This is a genomic window from Pseudomonas sp. TH15, assembly GCF_016651105.1.
In the GTDB taxonomy this organism is placed as follows: Bacteria; Pseudomonadota; Gammaproteobacteria; order Pseudomonadales; family Pseudomonadaceae; genus Aquipseudomonas.
The window spans coordinates 522,740-543,502 of record NZ_JAEKEL010000001.1 but is presented as its reverse complement, the minus strand read 5'-3'; the positions used below and the strand labels follow the sequence as shown (position 1 = coordinate 543,502).

The 20,763-nt window shown below is 58.4% G+C and carries 17 protein-coding genes and 1 pseudogene; 12 read left to right on the top strand and 6 right to left on the bottom strand.

Features of this window, described 5'->3' with window-relative positions; translation table 11 throughout:
- The first annotated feature begins 83 nt into the window (after positions 1-83).
- The 8 genes and pseudogenes from tkt to JFT87_RS28750 form a co-directional block, all read left to right on the top strand.
- Positions 84-2,081, top strand: a complete 1,998-nt coding sequence (gene tkt, locus JFT87_RS02525) for a transketolase (RefSeq protein WP_201198477.1) — start codon at positions 84-86, stop codon at positions 2,079-2,081.
- A gap of 151 nt (positions 2,082-2,232) precedes the next feature.
- Positions 2,233-3,297: an erythrose-4-phosphate dehydrogenase gene (epd, locus tag JFT87_RS02520; RefSeq protein WP_201198475.1), complete on the top strand. Its 1,065-nt coding sequence runs from the start codon at positions 2,233-2,235 to the stop codon at positions 3,295-3,297.
- 17 nt (positions 3,298-3,314) lie between these two features.
- The gene (locus tag JFT87_RS02515; RefSeq protein ID WP_201198473.1) at positions 3,315-4,478 is read left to right on the top strand and encodes a phosphoglycerate kinase; all 1,164 of its coding nucleotides are present in this window, start codon (positions 3,315-3,317) and stop codon (positions 4,476-4,478) included.
- 34 nt (positions 4,479-4,512) lie between these two features.
- Positions 4,513-4,734 (top strand): hypothetical protein, encoded by a 222-nt coding sequence (locus JFT87_RS02510; RefSeq protein WP_201198471.1) that lies wholly within the window; start codon positions 4,513-4,515, stop codon positions 4,732-4,734.
- A gap of 56 nt (positions 4,735-4,790) precedes the next feature.
- Complete coding sequence (locus JFT87_RS02505; RefSeq protein ID WP_201198469.1) at positions 4,791-5,129, top strand: MliC family protein; 339 nt, start codon at positions 4,791-4,793, stop codon at positions 5,127-5,129.
- A gap of 262 nt (positions 5,130-5,391) precedes the next feature.
- On the top strand, positions 5,392-6,456 hold the full coding sequence (fba, locus tag JFT87_RS02500; protein WP_054044249.1) for a class II fructose-bisphosphate aldolase: 1,065 nt from the start codon (positions 5,392-5,394) through the stop codon (positions 6,454-6,456).
- A gap of 605 nt (positions 6,457-7,061) precedes the next feature.
- Positions 7,062-7,415, top strand: a complete 354-nt coding sequence (locus tag JFT87_RS02495) for a hypothetical protein (protein WP_201198467.1) — start codon at positions 7,062-7,064, stop codon at positions 7,413-7,415.
- A 538-nt stretch (positions 7,416-7,953) separates the two neighbouring features.
- Positions 7,954-8,067: pseudogene (locus JFT87_RS28750) on the top strand (DUF6124 family protein); the annotation flags it as partial.
- Positions 8,068-8,253: 186 nt separating this feature from the next.
- Here the strand turns inward: JFT87_RS28750 and JFT87_RS02490 are convergent.
- Entirely contained in the window at positions 8,254-8,922 is a 669-nt protein-coding gene (locus JFT87_RS02490) for a polysaccharide lyase family 7 protein (protein WP_201198465.1), read from the bottom strand.
- Between the two features lie 322 nt (positions 8,923-9,244).
- Between JFT87_RS02490 and JFT87_RS02485 the strand changes: the two genes are divergently transcribed.
- The 3 genes from JFT87_RS02485 to JFT87_RS02475 are packed head-to-tail and all read left to right on the top strand — an operon-like array spanning position 9,245 to position 12,226.
- The gene (locus tag JFT87_RS02485) at positions 9,245-11,368 is read left to right on the top strand and encodes a putative bifunctional diguanylate cyclase/phosphodiesterase (protein ID WP_201198463.1); all 2,124 of its coding nucleotides are present in this window, start codon (positions 9,245-9,247) and stop codon (positions 11,366-11,368) included.
- Positions 11,369-11,413: 45 nt separating this feature from the next.
- Positions 11,414-11,905 carry a M48 metallopeptidase family protein gene (locus JFT87_RS02480; RefSeq protein ID WP_201205052.1) on the top strand — a complete coding sequence of 164 codons (492 nt, stop codon included), beginning with the start codon at positions 11,414-11,416 and terminating at the stop codon, positions 11,903-11,905.
- Positions 11,906-11,929: 24 nt separating this feature from the next.
- Positions 11,930-12,226, top strand: coding sequence for a winged helix-turn-helix domain-containing protein (locus JFT87_RS02475; RefSeq protein ID WP_123369167.1), 297 nt, complete (start codon positions 11,930-11,932; stop codon positions 12,224-12,226).
- 132 nt (positions 12,227-12,358) lie between these two features.
- On the opposite strand, the gene JFT87_RS02470 is transcribed toward JFT87_RS02475, so the two are convergent.
- Entirely contained in the window at positions 12,359-12,811 is a 453-nt protein-coding gene (locus JFT87_RS02470) for a GNAT family N-acetyltransferase (RefSeq protein WP_201198461.1), read from the bottom strand.
- 257 nt (positions 12,812-13,068) lie between these two features.
- On the opposite strand from JFT87_RS02470, the gene JFT87_RS02465 reads away from it, so the two are divergent.
- Positions 13,069-13,806 (top strand): substrate-binding periplasmic protein, encoded by a 738-nt coding sequence (locus JFT87_RS02465; protein WP_201198459.1) that lies wholly within the window; start codon positions 13,069-13,071, stop codon positions 13,804-13,806.
- A gap of 85 nt (positions 13,807-13,891) precedes the next feature.
- Here the strand turns inward: JFT87_RS02465 and yccS are convergent, their stop codons facing one another.
- The 4 genes from yccS to mdtD all read right to left on the bottom strand — a co-directional run bounded on the left by yccS (position 13,892) and on the right by mdtD (position 20,746).
- Complete coding sequence (yccS, locus tag JFT87_RS02460) at positions 13,892-16,075, bottom strand: YccS family putative transporter (protein ID WP_201198457.1); 2,184 nt, start codon at positions 16,073-16,075, stop codon at positions 13,892-13,894.
- A 233-nt stretch (positions 16,076-16,308) separates the two neighbouring features.
- On the bottom strand, positions 16,309-17,487 hold the full coding sequence (locus tag JFT87_RS02455) for an NAD(P)/FAD-dependent oxidoreductase (RefSeq protein WP_201198455.1): 1,179 nt from the start codon (positions 17,485-17,487) through the stop codon (positions 16,309-16,311).
- A gap of 159 nt (positions 17,488-17,646) precedes the next feature.
- Positions 17,647-19,032: an ATP-dependent RNA helicase DbpA gene (dbpA, locus tag JFT87_RS02450; RefSeq protein WP_201198453.1), complete on the bottom strand. Its 1,386-nt coding sequence runs from the start codon at positions 19,030-19,032 to the stop codon at positions 17,647-17,649.
- A gap of 286 nt (positions 19,033-19,318) precedes the next feature.
- Positions 19,319-20,746: a multidrug transporter subunit MdtD gene (gene mdtD, locus JFT87_RS02445; protein ID WP_201198451.1), complete on the bottom strand. Its 1,428-nt coding sequence runs from the start codon at positions 20,744-20,746 to the stop codon at positions 19,319-19,321.
- Positions 20,747-20,763: the final 17 nt, after the last annotated feature.

The following is a 20,763-nucleotide window of genomic DNA, read 5'->3' as shown; positions in this document are numbered from 1 at the left end:
TGTCATTGCCCCAAGGCGGGTGGGTGAGGGAAAATGCTCGCCTTTTTTCCGTTTCAATTTATTCAAACCCCAGGAGATCAGCGATGCCAAGCCGTCGTGAGCGTGCCAACGCCATTCGTGCCCTCAGCATGGATGCCGTGCAAAAAGCCAACAGCGGCCATCCCGGTGCCCCTATGGGTATGGCGGATATCGCCGAAGTACTTTGGCGTGACTACCTGAAGCACAACCCGAGCAATCCATCGTTCGCTGACCGTGACCGCTTCGTGATGTCCAACGGTCATGGTTCGATGCTGGTTTACTCGTTGCTGCACCTGACCGGCTACGACCTGTCGATCGATGACCTGAAAAACTTCCGCCAACTGCACAGCCGTACCCCGGGCCACCCGGAATTCGGCTACACCCCGGGCGTTGAAACCACCACCGGTCCACTGGGCCAAGGCCTGGCCAACGGCGTAGGTTTTGCCCTGGCAGAAAAAGTCATGGCGGCGCAGTTCAACCGTCCTGGCCACAACATCGTTGATCACCACACCTACGTGTTCCTGGGTGATGGCTGCATGATGGAAGGTATTTCCCACGAAGTCGGTTCCCTGGCCGGTACGTTGGGCCTGGGTAAACTGATTGCTTTCTACGATGACAACGGCATCTCCATCGACGGCGAAGTCGAAGGCTGGTTCACCGATGACACGCCGAAACGTTTCGAAGCCTACAACTGGCAGGTGATCCGCAACGTCGACGGTCACGACCCGGAAGAGATCAAGACTGCGATCGAAACCGCTCGTAAAAGCGCTCAGCCAACGCTGATCTGCTGCAAGACCACCATCGGCTTCGGTTCGCCGAACAAGCAAGGTAAAGAAGACTGCCACGGCGCCCCGTTGGGTGACGCGGAAATCGCTCTGACCCGCAAGGCGCTGAACTGGAACTACGCACCGTTCGAAATCCCGGCTGACATTTATGCCGAGTGGGACGCCAAGGAAGCTGGTCGCGCGACTGAAGCCGAGTGGGATCAGCGTTTCGCTGCTTACTCCGCTGCTTTCCCTGAGCTGGCCAACGAACTGGTTCGTCGTCTGAGCGGCGAACTGCCGGCTGACTTCGCTGAAAAAGCGTCTGCTTACATCGCTGAAGTCGCGGCCAAAGGCGAAACCATCGCCAGCCGTAAAGCCAGCCAGAACGCACTGAATGCCTACGGCCCGCTGTTGCCTGAACTGCTGGGCGGCTCCGCTGACCTGGCCGGTTCCAACCTGACCCTGTGGAAAGGTTGCAAAGGTGTCTCGGCTGAAGACGCCAGCGGCAACTACATGTACTACGGCGTTCGCGAGTTCGGCATGAGCGCGATCATGAACGGCGTGTCCCTGCACGGCGGTCTTGTGCCTTACGGCGCAACGTTCCTGATGTTCATGGAATACGCGCGCAACGCGGTACGCATGGCCTCGCTGATGAAGAAACGCGTGGTGTTCGTCTACACCCACGACTCCATCGGTCTGGGCGAAGACGGCCCGACTCACCAGCCAGTCGAGCAACTGACCAGCCTGCGCAGCACCCCGAACCTCGACACCTGGCGTCCAGCCGATGCCGTTGAATCGGCGGTTTGCTGGAAACTGGCTCTGGAACGCAAGGACGGCCCTTCGGCGCTGATCTTCTCGCGTCAGAACCTGCAGCACCAAACCCGTGATGCCGGCCAGATCGCCGACATCGCCCGTGGCGGTTATGTGTTGAAGGACTGTGCAGGCGAGCCTGAGCTGATCCTGATCTCCACCGGTTCCGAAGTGGGCCTGACGGTTCAGGCTTACGACAAGCTGACCGAGCAAGGTCGCAAGGTGCGGGTTGTTTCGATGCCGTGCACCAGCGTGTTCGATGCTCAGGATGCAGGCTACAAGCAAGCAGTCCTGCCGTTGCAAGTCAGCGCCCGTATCGCCATCGAAGCCGCTCACGCGGACTACTGGTACAAATACGTGGGCCTGGAAGGTCGCGTGATCGGCATGACCACCTACGGCGAGTCGGCGCCTGCGCCAGCCTTGTTCGAAGAGTTCGGCTTCACCCTGGAAAACATCCTGGGTCAGGCTGAAGAGCTGCTGGAAGACTAAGTCCGACAGTTGTGTTGTCCGGGCTGACGCCATCGCGAGCAGGCTCGCTCCCACATTGGAATACATTTCCCTGTGGGAGCGAGCTTGCTCGCGATGGCGTTGGTCCAATCACCACAACACTGACGGATTCACCACGGTAATCGAGAACCCCATGCCTCAACCGCGTCCTTACAAAGTTGCACTCAACGGCTACGGCCGGATTGGTCGTTGCGTCTTGCGTGCGTTGTTTGAGCGAGGCTCGACGGCTGGGTTTGAAATTGTCGCGATCAACGATCTGGCTGACATGGCCAGCATCGAATACCTGACACGCTTCGACTCTACTCACGGGCGTTTCCCCGGTGAAGTGCGGGTTGAGGGCGATTGTCTGCATATTCAAGGCAACTGCGTGAAGGTCCTGCGCAGTGCTATCCCCGAAGGCATCGATTGGGCGTCCCTGGGCGTCGATCTGGTGCTGGAGTGCTCCGGCGCTTACCACACCCGTGAAGACGGCCAGCGTTTCCTTGACGCCGGCGCCCCACGCGTGCTGTTTTCCCAGCCGATGGCCAGCGAAGCAGATGTCGACGCCACCATCGTCTACGGCGTGAACCAGGATTGCCTGACCGGCGACGAACTGCTGGTGTCCAACGCGTCCTGTACTACCAACTGCGGCGTGCCGCTGTTGCGCCTGCTGGATCAGGCCATTGGCCTGGAATACGTGTCGATCACCACCATCCACTCGGCGATGAACGATCAGCCGGTGATCGACGCCTATCACCACGAAGACCTGCGCCGGACCCGTTCGGCGTTCCAGTCGGTGATCCCGGTGTCCACTGGTCTGGCGCGCGGCATCGAACGCCTGCTGCCGGAACTTGCCGGGCGAATTCAGGCCAAAGCCGTACGGGTGCCGACGGTGAACGTGTCTTGCCTCGACATAACGATGCAGACCGTGAGCGACACCGATGCCACCGAGGTCAACCGGATTCTGCGTGAGGCCGCCACCAGCGGCCCGCTCAAAGGCCTGCTGGCCTACACCGAGTTGCCTCACGCCAGTTGTGATTTCAACCATGACCCACATTCGGCCATCGTCGATGCCAGTCAGACCCGTGTTTCCGGCCCACGGCTGGTGAACATCCTGGCCTGGTTCGACAACGAATGGGGGTTTGCCAACCGAATGCTGGACGTTGCAGAACACTATCTGCAAACAGCTACTTCAAAACCAGCTACTTCAAAACAGTAACTCAGGAATTGCGACCCATGACCGTGTTGAAGATGACCGACCTCGATCTGCAAGGTAAGCGCGTACTGATCCGCGAAGACCTCAACGTCCCAATCAAGGACGGTGTTGTCACCAGCGATGCGCGTATCCTGGCTTCGCTGCCGACCATCAAGCTGGCCCTGGAAAAAGGCGCGGCCGTGATGGTCTGTTCGCACCTTGGCCGTCCGACTGAAGGCGAGTTCTCGGCCGAGAACAGCCTCAAGCCAGTCGCCGACTACCTGAGCAAGGCCCTGGGCCGCGAAGTGCCGCTGGTGTCCGACTACCTGGGCGGCGTTGACGTGAAGGCCGGCGACATCGTGCTGTTCGAAAACGTACGCTTCAACAAAGGCGAGAAAAAGAACGCTGACGAACTGGCCCAGCAATACGCCGCCCTGTGCGACGTGTTCGTGATGGACGCCTTCGGCACCGCTCACCGTGCCGAGGGTTCGACCCACGGCGTGGCCAAGTTCGCCAAAGTCGCTGCTGCTGGTCCGTTGCTGGCCGCTGAACTGGACGCACTGGGCAAAGCCCTCGGCGCCCCGGCCCAGCCAATGGCAGCGATCGTTGCCGGTTCCAAGGTCTCGACCAAACTCGACGTGCTCAATAGCTTGAGCCAGATCTGCAACCAGTTGATCGTTGGCGGCGGCATTGCCAACACCTTCCTGGCTGCTGCCGGTCACCCGGTGGGCAAGTCGCTGTACGAGCCTGATTTACTGGACACCGCCCGAGCCATCGCTGCCAAAGTCAGCGTGCCGCTGCCAGTGGACGTTGTGGTTGCCAAGGAATTCGCTGAAAGCGCGACTGCGACCGTCAAGCTGATCGCTGACGTAGCCGCCGACGATATGATCCTGGACATCGGCCCACAGACCGCGGCGAATTTCGCTGAGCTGCTGAAGTCGTCCAAGACCATTTTGTGGAACGGCCCGGTGGGCGTATTCGAATTCGACCAGTTCGGTAACGGCACCAAAGTCCTGGCCCACGCCATCGCGGAAAGCTCGGCGTTCTCCATCGCGGGCGGCGGCGACACCCTGGCTGCCATCGATAAATATGGCGTTGCCGATCAGATCTCCTACATTTCTACCGGTGGTGGCGCCTTCCTCGAATTCGTCGAAGGCAAGGTTCTGCCAGCCGTTGAAGTCCTGGAAAGCCGGGCCAAGGCCTGAGGCCACCCAAATGACCAGGCAAAGGAGTGTTTACATGGTCAGGACGCTAGCGCTGTTGATCGTCGCAGGTTCCCTGGCGGCTTGCGGGAGTAACCCGAAAGCCACGCCGGAACCCGCGCCGTCTGCGTCGGATAAAGGTTGCTACCAGGCCGACTGGCAGGCAGAAACCAACCCGGTGCTCAACAAGCGCTCCGGGCCGGATGGCCTGGACAAATACGAGACACAGACTCCCGCCAAGGAACGTGGCTGCCCTTGACGGGTCTGACTCTTTACTCAAGGCCGGCGGCGTGCGCCGTCGGTCGAGGAACACGGATGAAAGGTTTTATCGCCGTCATGGCGTTGGCGTTGCTGGCAGGTTGCTCAAGTTTGAATTTGAACCTGTTCAACGCGTCGGCGTCTGCGGACAACTGGACCACCTGGACCTGCGACAGCCAGGCCAAAGTGCTCTGGCGCTACACTGACGACAGCCGCAAGGAAGTCGACGTGCGCCTCGGCGGAGCCGATCAGGTCTACCGCTTGAAGCTTGAGCCGGGCGCCGAAGGGTCGCTTTACAGCAATGACATGCTGGCGTTTCACGTAAAAGGTGAGGAAGGCCTGGTGTACTGGGTCGCCACCAACGATTTGATTGGCCGCGGTTGTAAAGCGCAGTAAGACGATTGATTTGATTCACGGAGAACCCAATGTGGGAGCGGGCTTGCTCGCGAAGGCGGCGGGTCAGCTTGCATCAATGTTGAATGTTGAACCGCATTCGCGAGCAAGCCCGCTCCCGCAAAGGTTCTGTGTAGGTTCTCAAGATTTTTGCAACACCGAATGAGCGGACCGGACCAACCCCCGATCTGCAATAACTTGAATAGCCGCCGCCGCTACGGCAGGCTGGCATGATTAACGACCCAAACCGGGAGAGACACACACAATGGCACTTATCAGCATGCGCCAGATGCTGGACCACGCAGCCGAGTTCGGCTACGGCGTTCCAGCCTTCAACGTCAACAACCTTGAACAGATGCGCGCCATCATGGAAGCCGCTGACAAGACTGACTCCCCGGTGATCGTCCAGGCTTCGGCCGGTGCCCGCAAATACGCAGGCGCCCCGTTCCTGCGTCACCTGATCCTGGCGGCAATCGAAGAATTCCCGCACATCCCGGTGTGCATGCACCAGGACCACGGCACCAGCCCTGACGTCTGCCAGCGCTCCATCCAACTGGGCTTCAGCTCGGTGATGATGGACGGTTCCCTGGGCGAAGACGGCAAGACCCCGACCGACTACGACTACAACATCCGCGTCACCCAACAAACCGTGGCCATGGCTCACGCCTGCGGCGTTTCGGTAGAAGGCGAGCTGGGCTGCCTGGGTTCGCTGGAAACCGGCATGGCCGGTGAAGAAGACGGCATCGGCGCCGAAGGCGTTCTGGATCACAGCCAAATGCTGACCGACCCGGAAGAAGCCGCTGACTTCGTCAAACGCACCCAAGTCGACGCCCTGGCCATCGCCATCGGCACCAGCCACGGCGCCTACAAGTTCACCAAGCCGCCTACCGGCGACGTGCTGGCCATCGACCGCATCAAAGAAATCCACAAACGCATCCCGAACACCCACCTGGTGATGCACGGTTCGTCTTCCGTGCCACAAGACTGGCTGGCGATCATCAACCAGTACGGCGGCGACATCAAAGAAACCTACGGCGTCCCGGTTGAAGAAATCGTCGAAGGCATCAAGCACGGCGTGCGCAAGGTCAACATCGACACCGACCTGCGTTTGGCATCCACCGGTGCGATGCGTCGCCTGATGGCCACCAACCCGAGCGAGTTTGATCCGCGTAAGTTCTTCGGCGCGACTGTGACGGCGATGCGTGATGTGTGTATCGCGCGTTATGAAGCGTTTGGTACGGCGGGTAATGCTTCGAAGATCAAGCCGATCTCGTTGGAAGCGATGTATCAGCGGTATTTGAAGGGTGAGTTGAACGCTAAGGTTAACTAAGCCTGATCGTTAAACAGCGTTGATAAGAAACCCGCCGAGAGGCGGGTTTTTTACTGGGATAAATAATTCTGTCGCCTTTAGCGCGGTTTGCGGCTTGGACCCCCACCAGGCTCTCTTGACCCATGGAGGCCGGTCAGGCCTACTTTGGCCGAAATCACGGGGTAGCTCGACTTTGTCGTGTAATAGTTAATCTCCTTAAAGCCTCCATCGGAAAGCTTGATACTAAGGGTGCCTAGCTGTTTTTCAATGGATGCGATCTCTCCCGCTTACGTTGTACCATCCTCGAGTTCGAAGTTGACTGACTCACCTATACTAAGCTCAGATATTTCTTTAATGGTCATTTCAAGTACTCCCTTACAAGTTAATGAGGCGTTTCCACTGTTCCAGTTTTTCCGGTTGCGTGGAGAAGAATATATGGTGTGTCTTGTTTGGGTAGCTGTAATAAAATGACAGTTTTTAATGACGTTTGGCGATACCTGTTATCGTAAATGGGCGACTCATCTCTTCAAGGAGTGAGCGTGCTCGGGATGGCGGTGGAACAGCCAGTTCAGATGTTGGATGTTGATTCGTAATCGCGAGCAGGCTCACTCCTACAATTGGATCGGATGTGGTCTGCAAAAAATGCGGTCGGCTTTCAGGCCATCAACAGTGGCAAGATTGACGTGCTTGGCGTACGTCAGTTGATGGCGCTAAGGGGCTGGGAAGCCCTTTTCGTCTGCTGTGAGCACAGAAGCAAACGCCCTGAACAAGTCGGGGCGTTTGCTGGAACTACCATCAATGCGTTTTCACGCAGGCTGGTCAGGCGGTTTTTTATTGTTTTACTCCTCTATTTTATTATTTTGGAGCCAAGCGAAATAGTCCTTTTCAAATTGCTGGTTGCTATATATGGAACCGTCTCGATTTGTGTACTCACCGTTTACGATTTTGCAAAGGATATTGCAGGCTTCTTCTTGTTCTGAATCGGGGGTTCCACCAGGCGGGATGTGAAAGCGCTGCCCGGGGTTGCTGTTACGATTTGAATAAATATAAACGGCCCTAGAAAAATTAACTTATTTGCGAGGTTCGCCTGGTTTTTCCGAAGTGGCTGATTCGAATATGCTTAGAGGGTCAAATCCGTTATCGGTTGCGACCTTCTTAAGCATTAACTTGTTTCCTAGAAAACTTCCGGATATATAATTTTTTGTTGACATGCTTATTTTCCTTGTTGATGTTTAGTGAAAGAAGACTTTCCTGCTAACAAGGGATGACCTTACGTCAGATGCTGCATGTCGTATCCTGTAATAAATGACAGTTTTTATAATGTTTCGCTATGTCTAGGTTGGCGAAGTGATCAGATGAATATAAATGTACGAGACTCAAGATTGCAGAGGAGTAAAGGACTTGTTTAATTCAAAGGCTGCGATTTTTGTATAAAAGGCAAGTTGTGCTGCCTGCGTTCAACGAAACAGGTATTTTTCGATGTGCTCGGTTATTTGATCGATTCAGCCTCCACCCATCGCGTCGCAGCGGCATACGATTCTGGCGATTCAGCAGATCATCATGCTGGCCGAACTCGCGATAAACCGCGTTCTTGGTAATGCGGAAATGGCGCAGTCTGTGGCGCACAGCTGAACCCCTGTAGGAGTGAGCCTGCTCGCGATGGCGGTGAATCAGATCATAAATATTGAATGACACACCGCTATCGCGAGCAGGCTCACTCCTACAATTGGATCGAGTGCGGTCTGCAAGATATGAGTTCTCTGTGAGGTCGTCATCGTTTGCAAGCCAACTCCCACAGGGTTCGGAGTATGGGCAACTTTACTTGTCGTGATCAATATCCAGCTTGCTGAATGTCACTTTCCCGCCTTCGCTGGTGTACCCGGTGTTGTCCTGCACATAGACCCCAGCCTTGAAGTACAGCGGCTTGTCGCGCCATGTCGCGCTGATGTCGGTGTCCCACTGATAACCCGCGGCACTGATGCCCAACTGACCGCCAGGGCTCAGGTGAATGAGGTAGTTAAACTCCTGATCCAGCTTCACGCCGCTAGCGATGGTGATGACCCGACCCTCGCCGTCATCAGGGTGCATGCGCACTTTGGCGACGATGTTGCCGGTCTGTGTGCTGGTCTTGAACTGGTACTCAAGCTTGATCAAGGGTTTCTGGCTTTCATAGGCGTGGATCTGGCCAATGACGATCTTGCCGGAACTCGGCACCTGATTGACCACAAGGGTGGCACGCAGCGAATTATCGGCTTCCGGGTAGAGCCAGTTACGCAGGGTGCCGTTGCTGTAGGTTTCGCGAAGTTCGGTGCGGGGGTATTTTGCGTTTTCGGTTTTGGAGCCTGTGACCGGTGACCAGAAAAACAGGGTGCCGGTATTGGAATGGAAGTATTGGTCCTTGAAACCGTCCACCAGTTTGGCTGTTTCAACGGTGTACGGCGGATTGCCGACAGGAACACTAAGGTTCCATGTTGCGAGATCGATCATAGACAAAGTTTCCACAAATTCATGCTGCACACCCGTGCCAATAGCTCTAGTACGGGGCTTGGAGGGGTGCCTTTATAAGCGTAGTCGGTAACTTTGTTAATGCCCATTTGGCAGATGATTGGCGTCAATATCCTGTCAAAACGCCATCTTTCCCGGTTTCAGGGGGCTGTAGAGCCGACCGTTAGTCGGCTTATGGACGCTTTGGTTAAATGATGGCGCGATGACACCTACTGCTTTTGCGCATCCGGGTCTAGAGTGAAGACTCAGTATTTGTCCGGTTTTCACGAGAAACCGGCCTGTCGCCCCGAACAAGAGAAGCAGCATGGAATGCGCGCAACCCACGCCAGGTGAAGGCAACTCTGTCCTTTTGATTGTTGATGATTACCCTGAAAACCTGATCAGCATGCGCGCGTTGTTGCAGCGCCAGGACTGGCAGGTCATGACCGCCGCCTCGGGCTTCGAGGCACTCAGTTTGCTCCTTGAACACGAAGTCGACCTGGTGCTGCTGGATGTGCAGATGCCGGGCATGGACGGCTTTGAAGTCGCGCGGTTGATGCGTGGCAGTCAGCGCACTCGCCTTACACCAATCATTTTCCTCACCGCCAACGAACAGTCCCAGGACGCCGTGATCAAGGGTTATGCCAGTGGTGCGGTGGATTACCTGTTCAAACCCTTCGACCCGCAAATCCTCAAGCCCAAGGTCCAGGCGTTGCTTGAGCATCAGCGCAACCGTCGGGCGTTGCAGCGCTTGAGCCATGATCTGGAAGTGGCTCGTGCCTTTAACGCCTCGGTGCTGGACAACGCCGCCGAAGGCATTCTGGTGGTGGGCGAGGACGGCCTCATTCGCTTTGCCAACCCGGCGATGTCGCGGCTGCTCAATGCCACGGTCAAGGATTTGCAGGGCCGGGAGTTTCTGGATTTTCTGCAAAAGCCGCATATTCCGATCTGGTCCGATTCCGACCTGTATATCGGCTACAAACGCGGTGAAACCCTGCGCCTGCACGACGCGCTGCTGCGCACGGCGCCGGGCCAGCAAGTACCGGTGGCGTTGTCCTGTGCGCCATTGCCCTCCGAGCAGCACGCGATGGTGGTAACGGTGCTGGACATGTCGGTGGTGCGGCACCTGCATCAGCAACTGGAGTTCCAGGCCGTCACCGATCCGCTGACCGGGCTGCTCAATCGGCGGGGCTTTTACCAGACCGTGGAAAACCTGCTGCTGCGCGGCGAACGTTCCGATAGCGCCTGGGTGTTGCTGTACCTCGACCTTGACGGTTTCAAACGGGTCAATGATTCCCTTGGTCACGATGCCGGTGATCGGGTGTTGCGCTGGGTGTCCGAGCAGTTGAAGTCTTGCCTGCGGCCCTTCGATATTCTGGCGCGCATGGGCGGCGATGAGTTCACGGCGCTGCTGGATCTGGAGTTCCCCGAACAAGCGGCGAAGATTGCCGAGAAGCTGATCGAGCGAGTGTCGATCTGTCAGCAGATCGAAGGGTTGGACATCGCCCTCGGCGCCAGCATCGGCATTGCCACGTACCCGGATTGCGGTTCGAATCTCGACGGTCTGTTGCGGGCGTCCGACATCGCGATGTACGAAGCCAAACGCGCCGGGCGTCAGCAATATCGCTTCTACGATCACGAAATGAATGGCCGGGCGCGCTCGCGTTTGATGCTTGAAGAAAGCGTGCGCACGGCCATTGAAAACCGTGATTTCAACTTGGTATATCAACCGCAAGTGGCAATCAATGGTGGACAGATTCGCGGCTTCGAGGCGTTGCTGCGCTGGCAGCATCCGAGTGTCGGCGATGTTCCACCGGGGTTGTTTTTGCCATTACTGGAAGAGGCGCGGTTGATCAGTCGACTGGGCAGCTGGATCTATCACCGCAGCGCCAAGCAGCGCAAAGCCTGGGAAACCTTGTTTGCCGAGGATCTGGTGGTAGGGGTGAGTTTGAGCAGTACGCAGTTCGGTATGCCTAACCTGGTCACAGAGTTACGCCAAGTGCTGGAGCGCCATGGCTTGCAGCCGCGCCAGATGGAGGTTGAGGTCACCGAGGAGGCGTTGACGATCAACCCGGATGAAACCCGCAAGCAGCTGCGTTTACTGCACAACCTCGGCGTGAGGGTAGCGCTGGACGACTTCGGCTCGGGGCCATGTTCGCTCTCCCATCTACGGGATCTGGAACTGGACACCCTCAAGCTCGACCGCCATCTGATTGCCCGGTTGCCAGAGTCGTCACGGGACGCGTCGCTGGTGCGCACGGTTATCGATCTGTGCAAGGAGTACGGTCTGCTGGTGATCGCCGAAGGGGTGGAAACGGTTGCGCAATATGAGTGGCTGCAGGCCAATGGCTGCGAGTACGTGCAGGGATTCCTGGTGGCGCGGCCGCTGACGGCCGAAGACGCGGGTGAGTTTGTGCAGCCCTTCGACTGGAGCGCGCTACCCAGCTGAATTCGCTACACTGGCGACCTTTTCGTGATTCGTGTTGCCTGCCCAATGACCGCGTTGAAATACCTCCAGGCCTACCCCGCAGCGTTGCAGGACCAGGTGCGCCAGCTGATCGCTGAAGGTCGGCTGAGCGACTACCTGAGCCAGCGTTACCCGCAGAAACACGGCGTGCAAAGCGACAAGGCGTTGTACACCTATGCCCTGGACCTGAAGCAGGAATACCTGCGTAACGCCCCGGCCATCGACAAGGTGTTATTCGATAACCGCCTGGACCTGACCCATCGCGCCCTCGGCCTGCACACCACGATATCCCGGGTGCAGGGCGGCAAGCTCAAGGCCAAGAAAGAGATTCGCGTTGCTTCGCTGTTCAAGGAAGCGCCGTCGGAGTTTTTGAAAATGATCGTGGTGCATGAACTCGCGCATTTCAAAGAGTCGGATCACAACAAGGCGTTCTACAAGCTGTGCGAACACATGTTGCCGGGGTATCACCAGGTCGAGTTTGATTTGCGGGTTTATCTGACTTGGCGGGATATGCAATAAAAGATCAAGATCAGGAGCATATGGATGGATGTCAGCAAGACCAAAAGCAGCTTCTACCGCCGGCTATACGTGGCGTACCTGATCGACAGCGGATTGGCCAGCAGTGTCCCGGCATTGACCGAAGTGACCGGCATGCCTCGGCGCACAGCCCAGGACACCATCGCGGCGCTGGCGGATCTGGATATTGTGTGTGAGTTCGAGCAGGAAGACGGCGCGCGTAACCATGCGGGGCGTTATCGGATTCGTGAGTGGGGAGCGATTGATCGGGGTTGGATTGAGCGCAATTTGCGGCAGATTAAAGCGGTGTTGGAATATCCCTGAGATTTCGTGGCGCCTGTTCTGACGCCTTCGCGGGCAAGCCTCGCTCCTACGGTATGTGCGCAAATCATGCGAGCAACCGAAATTCTGTAGGAGCGAGCGGTGCGGCGATCCGACTTGCCCGCGAAGAGGCCCTCAGGAACGACGCATCCCGATGTGCGGAATGCCATCCTCGACATACTCCTCTCCCGCCACCACAAACCCGTACCGCCCGTAATACCCCTGCAAATGCGCCTGGGCCGAGAGATAGATCGGCACCTCAGGCCAGCGCTTTTCAGCCTGCTTTAATGCCTGGTCCATCATTTCATGCCCCAGCCCCTGGCCACGACTTTCTGGCGCGGTCACCACCCGACCGATCACCACATCGCCACCCTGCAGCTCCGGGTCGAGCAAACGCAGATACGCCACCAGCCGTTCGCCATCCCACCCCATCAAATGGCAGGTGTCGCCTTCCAGATCCTGGCCATCGACATCCTGGTAGACACACTGCTGCTCGACGACGAATACCTCGGCACGCAGTTTCAAAAGGGCATACAGCTGTTCTTTACCCAGATCGCTGTGATGTTTGCAGACCCACTCAATTGTCATCTTCACATTCCTTGAACAACGTCCCTCAGATACTAAGCGCCCTGACGAAAGATGTCTTGATGGCAGAGCAATCTGTGACAAAGGCCAAAATGCCATCATTCATTTCGTGCGGTGTTGTCTTCTTTGTGTAATCTGCAAGTAAGCGCTGTGCAGTGGCTTCAATGAGCTAAGGTTTAGTACCGGCAAGTCGGTAACGAAGTCTTGGAGTTTTGGCTGAAAAACACGTCGGGCAGCCCGCCCGCTAAGGATTTTCTAGCATGCCGCGATTGCATCGAGCTTTTGCTTTGATTGGATTGCTGTTGCTGACTCAGTACGCGGCAGCGGAAAAGCTGCGTCTGGTGGCCGATGCCTGGCCGCCCTTTACCGATGCCACGCTGGTCAATGGTGGGTTGGCCACGGACATCGTCAGTACCGCGCTGGCCCGGGCCGGCTATGCCAGCGATTTCGAGCAGGTGCCCTGGGCGCGAGCCTTGCTGGGGGTGGGCGAGGGTCGTTACGACGTGCTGGTCAACGCCTGGTACAACGACGAGCGCACCAAGCTTGGCCAGTTTTCCGATGAGTACTTGCTCAACCGCGTGCGCTTCATCAAGCGCAAAGACGCGCCGATCGAATACAACAACCTTCAGCAACTGCACACCTACCCGATCGCGGTGGTGCGGGGTTACGCCTACTCATCGGAATTCGATGAGGATGCAGCGTTGCAGAAAGTCCCTGTACATAACTTCGCCATGGCCGTGCGCATGCTCGCGGCCGACCGGGTCAAGCTGACCCTGGAAGATGAGTACGTCGCCCGCTACTACCTGGCGCGTGAATCGGCCAAGGTGCGTAACTCGGTCGAATTTTTACCCAAGCCGCTGAGTGAAAACAGCCTGCATATTCTGGTCAGCCTGAAGAACCCGGAGCATGAGCAAATTGTGGCGGGTTTTGATCGGGAGATTGCGGCGATGAAGGCGGATGGGAGTTATGAGCGGTTGATGAAGCAGCATGGGATGTGAGGGGGCAGCGGCAAGCTTCAAGCTTCAGGCTGCAAGTTGATTGGCGGTGTGGCTGGCCTCATCGCGAGCCCAGTCACCGCAAGGCTTAACCCTCGCTCGTATCCTTGATCAAATGCGCCGCCAACGTCCGCAACGGCCCCAACTGCCGGCAGATCAACGCCAACTGCGTTTGCACCAAGCGCTGACCTTCATCAATCTCATCCGGCATCTGCTCCAGCGTATTAGCCAGCGCTTCTTCCTCATCGCTCTGAATCGCAATCGGCAGTTTGCTCGCCAGCCCTTGGGCGATCTCATCGATGCTCGCTGCCAGGCTCACCCCGGCGCCGTCGATCAACTGCTCACGGACATCCGGCGGCAGTTGGGTCTCGCGGTGCGCGCCCAGGCCTGACAAGTAGCTCAGCAACGTGTGGGACAACACCAGAAAACGGAAACCGACATCCGCTTCCTTCCGGAAATGCCCCGGCTCCATGAGCATGTTCGCCAGCGTGGTCGACAGCGCTGCGTCGGCGTTGTGCGCGTTGCGTCGGGCCAGGCGATAGGCCAAGTCATCGCTTTTACCGGCGGCGTATTGCTGCATGATCTGGCGTAGGTAAATGCTGTTGCAGGTCAGGGTGTTGGCCAGCACTTTATTCAGGCGTCGGCCCTGCCAGTCCGGCAGGAACAGGAACACCGCCAGCCCGGCGATCAGGCTGCCGAGCAAGGTATCGAACAGTCGCGGCAGGAACAGCCCGTAACCGTCGCCCACCTGGTTGAAGCAGAACAGCACCATCAAGGTGATCGCTGCGGTCGCCAGGGTGTAGCGGGTGGTGCGGTTGATAAAGAACACCACCCCGGCAGCGATGGCGAAGCACGACTGGATCAACGGGCTCGGGAACAGGTCGAACAACGCCCAGGCCAGGGTCAGGCCGATGGCGGTGCCGATGATCCGCTGGCCGAGTTTGCGGCGGGTTGCGCCGTAGTTCGGCTGACAGACAAACAGCGTGGTGAGGATGATCCAGTAACCTTGGGATGGGTGGATCAAATGCACCATGCCATAGCCGATGCTCAAGGCCAGGGGCAAGCGCAGGGCGTGGCGGAACAGCAACGAGGTCGGCGTCAGCTGTGTGCGCAAACGAATCCACACATCCTTGAGGTTGCGCGGCGAACGGTCGAGCAGGCTGCTGTCGGTGGCGTCGGCGAGGGCGTCGGGGTTGCTGGCGTCACTGAGCAAGCGGTCGAGGGTGCCGAGGTTGGCGGCGAGTGCGCGCAATGAGCGCAGCAAACCGCGCCAGGCCGGGTTGCTCTGGATGCGCAGGTGCTCGAGGGAGGCGTGCAGGTCGCTCAGGGCTTCGGCGAAACTGGCGTCATAAACAAAGGGCTGACGCATCTGGATCGATTCGGCCAGCGCCCGGCAGGCTTTGCCTTGCTGGCGCAGCAGACGCTGGCAGCGGAACATCACGTCGCTGTGGAAGAACGCGTCGGCCAGGGCGTTGTAAGGGTAGTGCGAAGAACTGGCGCGCTCGTGGATGTCTTGAGCAAGGAAGTACAGCTTGAGGTAACGGCTGACTTTCGAGCCCGGCCGACCGTTGCCGACCCGGTGCAGGATGATTTCCTTGGCGACGTTCAGCGCAGCGACCACTCGACCGTTTTGCTGCGCCAGTTCCAGGCGTCGTGCTTCCACGTCCATCTGCCGGATCGGTTCGAACAGCGACGATTTAAGCTTCAGGTAAAAACCCAATTCCCGGAACAACCGCGCCAGGCTCTGCTGCACCGGTTGGTTGGAAAACATCGCCTGCCACAACACCGAGAGCAAACCGTACCAGGCTGCGCCGGCCACCAACAGCACCGGCTCGTGCCAGAAATCAGTCACTGCGCCGCCGCGCTGATCCACACCGATCATGGTGTAGACCGACAGAATCAGCGTCGCCGAGGCAATTGCGCCATAGCGTTCGCCGAGGGCGCCGAGCATGGTCAGGCCGAAGGCGGCAAGCGCCAGGGCGATGATAAATATGATGGGGTAGGGGAAGAGCAATTCGACCGAGAACGCGGCGATGCTGAAACACACCAGCGTTACGGCCAGCGCGTTGAGGCGGCCCTGCCAACTGTCGTCGGTTTCGGCCAGGGCGCTGGCGATGATGCCCAGGAACAACGGGATCAACAGCCCCATTTCATCCTGATACCAACAAACGGCCATGCTGCCGGTCAGGGCGATGAACACCCGCACGCTGTAGCTGAATTTATCCAGCGCCCAGAGACGACGCAGAGACTGACTAAAAGGGGTCGATGACATGAAGTGCGAGGGCCTTCCGAGGCGATGACGCTAAATTGAGCCAGTAATGACGCCGACGCAATGGCGCCGATCACATCTGACAGCAATATTTGTTCCCTGCATTGTTTGTTGTCTGTCCGGGCGTCTTCGCGGGCAAGCCTCGCTCCTACAAGTTTTGCGTCGTATATAAAACTACGGCAAGCCTCGAACCTGTAGGAGCGAGGCTTGCCCGCGAAGAACGATAACGCGATAAATCAGACGAATTGTGCAGCCGCGTAACCCGAAGCCCAGGCCCACTGGAAGTTGAAACCGCCCAGATGCCCGGTGACGTCCAGCACTTCGCCGATGAAGTACAGGCCGGGGCTTTTCAGCGATTCCATGGTCTTGGACGACACCTCATTGGTATCGACCCCGCCCAAGGTCACTTCGGCAGTACGGTAGCCTTCGGTGCCGGCCGGCACCACTTTCCAGCTCGCCAGTTTTTCGGCGATGTCGGCAATTTCCGCATGGGTGTATTGCTTCATCGGTTTGGAAACGAACCAGTTGTCCGCCAGCAGGTTGGCCATCTTCTTGGTGAAGATTTCCCCCAGCAGGGTTTTCAATTCGCTATTCGGGCGTTCGGCCTGTTGCTGTTGCAGCCAGGTCGGCACGTCGTGGTCCGGCATCAGGTTGATTTCTACCGTGTCGCCGGATTCCCAGAACGAAGAAATCTGCAAAATCGCCGGGCCGCTAAGGCCACGATGAGTGAACAGGATGTTCTCGCGAAAGCTCTGCTCGTTGCAGCTCACCAGGCAATCCACCGAAGTCCCCGACAGCTCCGTGCACAGTTCCTTGAGCTGATCGGTGATGGTGAACGGCACCAGGCCAGCGCGGGTCGGCAGCAAGTCGTGGCCGAACTGCTTGGCCACTTGATAGCCGAAACCGGTCGCGCCCAGGGTCGGGATCGACAGGCCGCCAGTGGCAATCACCAGCGATTCGCAGGTCAGTTGACCGAGCGTGGTGTCCAGCAGATAACCGCTTTCGAGTTTCTCGATGCTCTGGATCGAGGTGTCCAGGTGCAGGCTGACGCCGACCTGATCGCACTCGTTGAGCAGCATTTCGAGGATGTCGCTGGATTTGTTATCGCAGAACAACTGGCCGAGTTTTTTCTCGTGGTACGGCACGCCGTGTTTGGCGACCATGCCGATGAAATCCCACTGGGTGTAGCGCGCCAGTGCGGATTTGCAGAAGTGTTCGTTCTGCGAGAGAAAATTGCTCGGTTCGGTGTACATGTTGGTGAAATTGCAGCGGCCACCGCCCGACATCAGGATTTTCTTGCCGGCCTTGTTAGCGTGGTCGAGCAACATCACCTTGCGCCCGCGCCCGGCGGCGGTCAGCGCACACATTAACCCTGCGGCGCCAGCGCCAATGATCACGACTTCGGTAGAGCGCAAAACGGTGTCCTCACACAAAATTCAGATTCACCGACAAACCAATGTGGGAGCGGGCTTGCTCGCGAAGCGGCCGGCACATTCAACATGGATGTTGTTTGTCAGTCCGCCTTCGCGAGCAAGCCCGCTCCCACATTTGATCTCTGTCAGCCAGACGATCCCTTACAAGATACGCACGCGCAACGAACGGCCCTTGATCTTGCCGTCGTTCAAACGCTGCAAGGCTTGCTTGGCGATCCCGCGTTCCACAGCCACATACGCCTGGAAGTCGAAGATCGCAATCTTGCCCACCTGAGCGCCCGGAATACCCGCGTCGCCCGTCAGTGCGCCGAGAATGTCACCCGGGCGAACCTTGTCTTTACGGCCAGCGCCGATGCACAACGTGCTCATCACCGGCAGCAGCGGACCGCCACCCTGGGAGGTGAGGTTGTCGATCTGATCCCAGTTCAACGGCGACTGTTGCAGCTTCTCGATGGCTTGCGCGCGGATGGCTTCGGACGGCGCCACCAGGCTGATCGCAATGCCTTTCTCACCGGCGCGGCCAGTACGGCCAACACGGTGGATGTGGATTTCCGAGTCACGGGCCAGTTCGACGTTGATCACCATGTCCAGCGCATCGATGTCCAGACCACGGGCGGCTACGTCGGTGGCAACCAGTACCGAAGTACTGCGGTTGGAGAACATCGCCAACACCTGGTCGCGGTCACGCTGTTCCAGATCGCCATGCAGGCCGACGGCGGAAATGCCTTTGGAGGTCAGGTGATCAACGGTTTCCTGAACCTGCTGCTTGGTGTAGCAGAACGCCACGCAAGACGCCGGGCGGAAGTGACCGAGCACTTTGGTCACGGCGCTCATGCGCTCGTCCGGGGATATTTCGTAGAAACGCTGTTCGATCTGCGTGTCGTCGTGGAACGCTTCGGCTTTGACGATCTGCGGGTTGCGCATGAACTTCGCGGCCAATTGCTTGATGCCCGACGGGTAGGTGGCCGAGAACAACAGGGTCTGGCGACGCTCCGGGGTCTGGGCAATGATTTCTTCGATGGAGTCGTAGAAACCCATGTCGAGCATGCGGTCGGCTTCGTCGAGGATCAGGGTGTTCAGGCCGTGCAGCACCAGCGAACCTTTGCGCAAGTGCTGCTGGATGCGGCCCGGGGTGCCGACGATGATGTGCGCGCCGTGCTCCAGCGAGCCGATCTGCGGGCCGAAGGACACGCCGCCGCACAATGTCAGGATCTTGATGTTGTCTTCGGCGCGGGCCAGACGACGGAGCTCCTTGGCAACCTGGTCAGCCAACTCGCGAGTCGGGCAGATGACCAGCGCCTGGCAACCGAAGAAGCGCGGATTGATCGGGTTCAGCAGACCGATACCGAAGGCAGCGGTCTTGCCGCTGCCGGTCTTGGCTTGCGCGATCAGGTCCATCCCCTTGAGGATCACCGGCAAGCTTTGCGCCTGGATCGGCGTCATCTGGGCATAACCGAGGGAGTCGAGGTTAGCCAGCATGGCGGCGGACAGCGGCAAAGTATTAAAAGCGGTGGCGATGGTGGTCACGGGACTGGCCTGCAAAACAAAATGTCGCGCAGTGTATCAGTCCCGTGCCACTTTCCTCGAAAGTTCTGGACGAACAGCGAGTGAATTTGAGCCTAGGCTTTCCTGACTACAAATAAACCTGTGGCGAGGGGATTTATCTGTGGCGAGGGGATTTATCCCCGTTGGGGTGCGCAGCACCCCTATACCCGCCACCTCGGTACATCAGACCCATCGCATTCAACCTTTTGGGGCTGCTGCGCAACCCAACGGGGATAAATCCCCTCGCCACAAAAGCCACCATGGCAAATTAAGGTTCGATGTGTTCTTCCGGACGTTTGGCACGCCGTCCGTCTTCCTTTGAGAGTTGCGAGAAGATCGTCGCGGCCAGCATCGCCATGATGCCGACGGTCACAAAGGTCAATTGGAACGCGCCCAGTACGGTGTCCACACCATCATTTCCGACCTCTGCCGTGAAGCCGCCCAGCAGCGCACCCGCGCAAGCCACGCCAAGGCCCAGGGACAACTGCGCGACCACCGACAGCAAACTGTTGCCGCTGCTGGCGCTGGCATCGTCGAGGTCGATCAGGGTGACGGTGTTCATCGCGGTGAACTGCAGGGAGTTGATCGCGCCGAGAATGGACAGCATCGCCAGCAGCAACCAGTACGGTGTCTGTTCGCTGACCAGGCCCATGGCGGCCAGCATAATCCCCAGAAACAGCGTGTTGCCGGTGAGCACAATGCGGTAACCCAGACGTTCGATGATCGGCCGCGCTACCCACTTGGCCAGCATTGCCGCTGCTGACAGCGGCAGCATGCTCATCCCGGCCTGTGACGGTGAATAGCCCAGTGCCACTTGCAGCAGCAACGGCACCAGAAACGGCAATGCACCACCGCCGAGTCGGGCGAACAGGTTACCGAGGATGCCGACAGCGAAGGTCCGGGTCTTGAACAGTGATGGCGAGAACAACGGATTGTCGATGCGCCCGGCGCGCAGCCAGTACGCCGCGAGACACGCCATGCCGGCCACCAGCAACAACATCACTCGCAAGTGCGGCAGGTGCAGTTCACCGAGGCCTTCCATGGCGATGGTGATCAGCACCATCGAGGCACCGAACAGCAGGAAGCCGACGCCGTCGAAACGGGTGCGCTCGGTGCCGCGCAGGTCCGGGATGAATTTCCACACCGCGTAGCAGCCGATCAGCCCCACGGGCAGGTTGACCAAAAAGATCCAGTGCCACGACAGGTATTGCACCATCCAGCCGCCGGTGGTTGGCCCCATCAATGGGCCGAGCAGTCCGGGAATGGTGATGAAGCCCATGATCCGCACGAGCTCCGAGCGCGGGTAAGCCCGCAGCACCACCAGCCTGCCCACCGGCAGCATCAAGGCGCCGCCCAGGCCTTGAATGACCCGCGAACCGATCAGCATCGTCAGGTTGGGCGACAGGGCGCAGAGCAGTGAGCCGAGGCTGAACAACAGGATCGCGCCGAAGAAGATTTTCTTGGTGCCGAAGCGGTCGGCGATCCAGCCCGAGGCGGGGATCAGCAAGGCAACGGTGAGCATGTAGGCAATGATCACGCCTTGCATGCGCAGCGGGTTTTCCGCGAGGTCCAGGGCCATGGCCGGCAGGGCCGTGTTGAGGATCGTCCCGTCAAGGGACTGCATGAAGAAGGCAATGGCCACGACCCACGGCAACCAGCGGGCGGTGACAGGGTCGAGGGGCGGGCGGTTGGGCATGGGACCTCTGGAGGGTG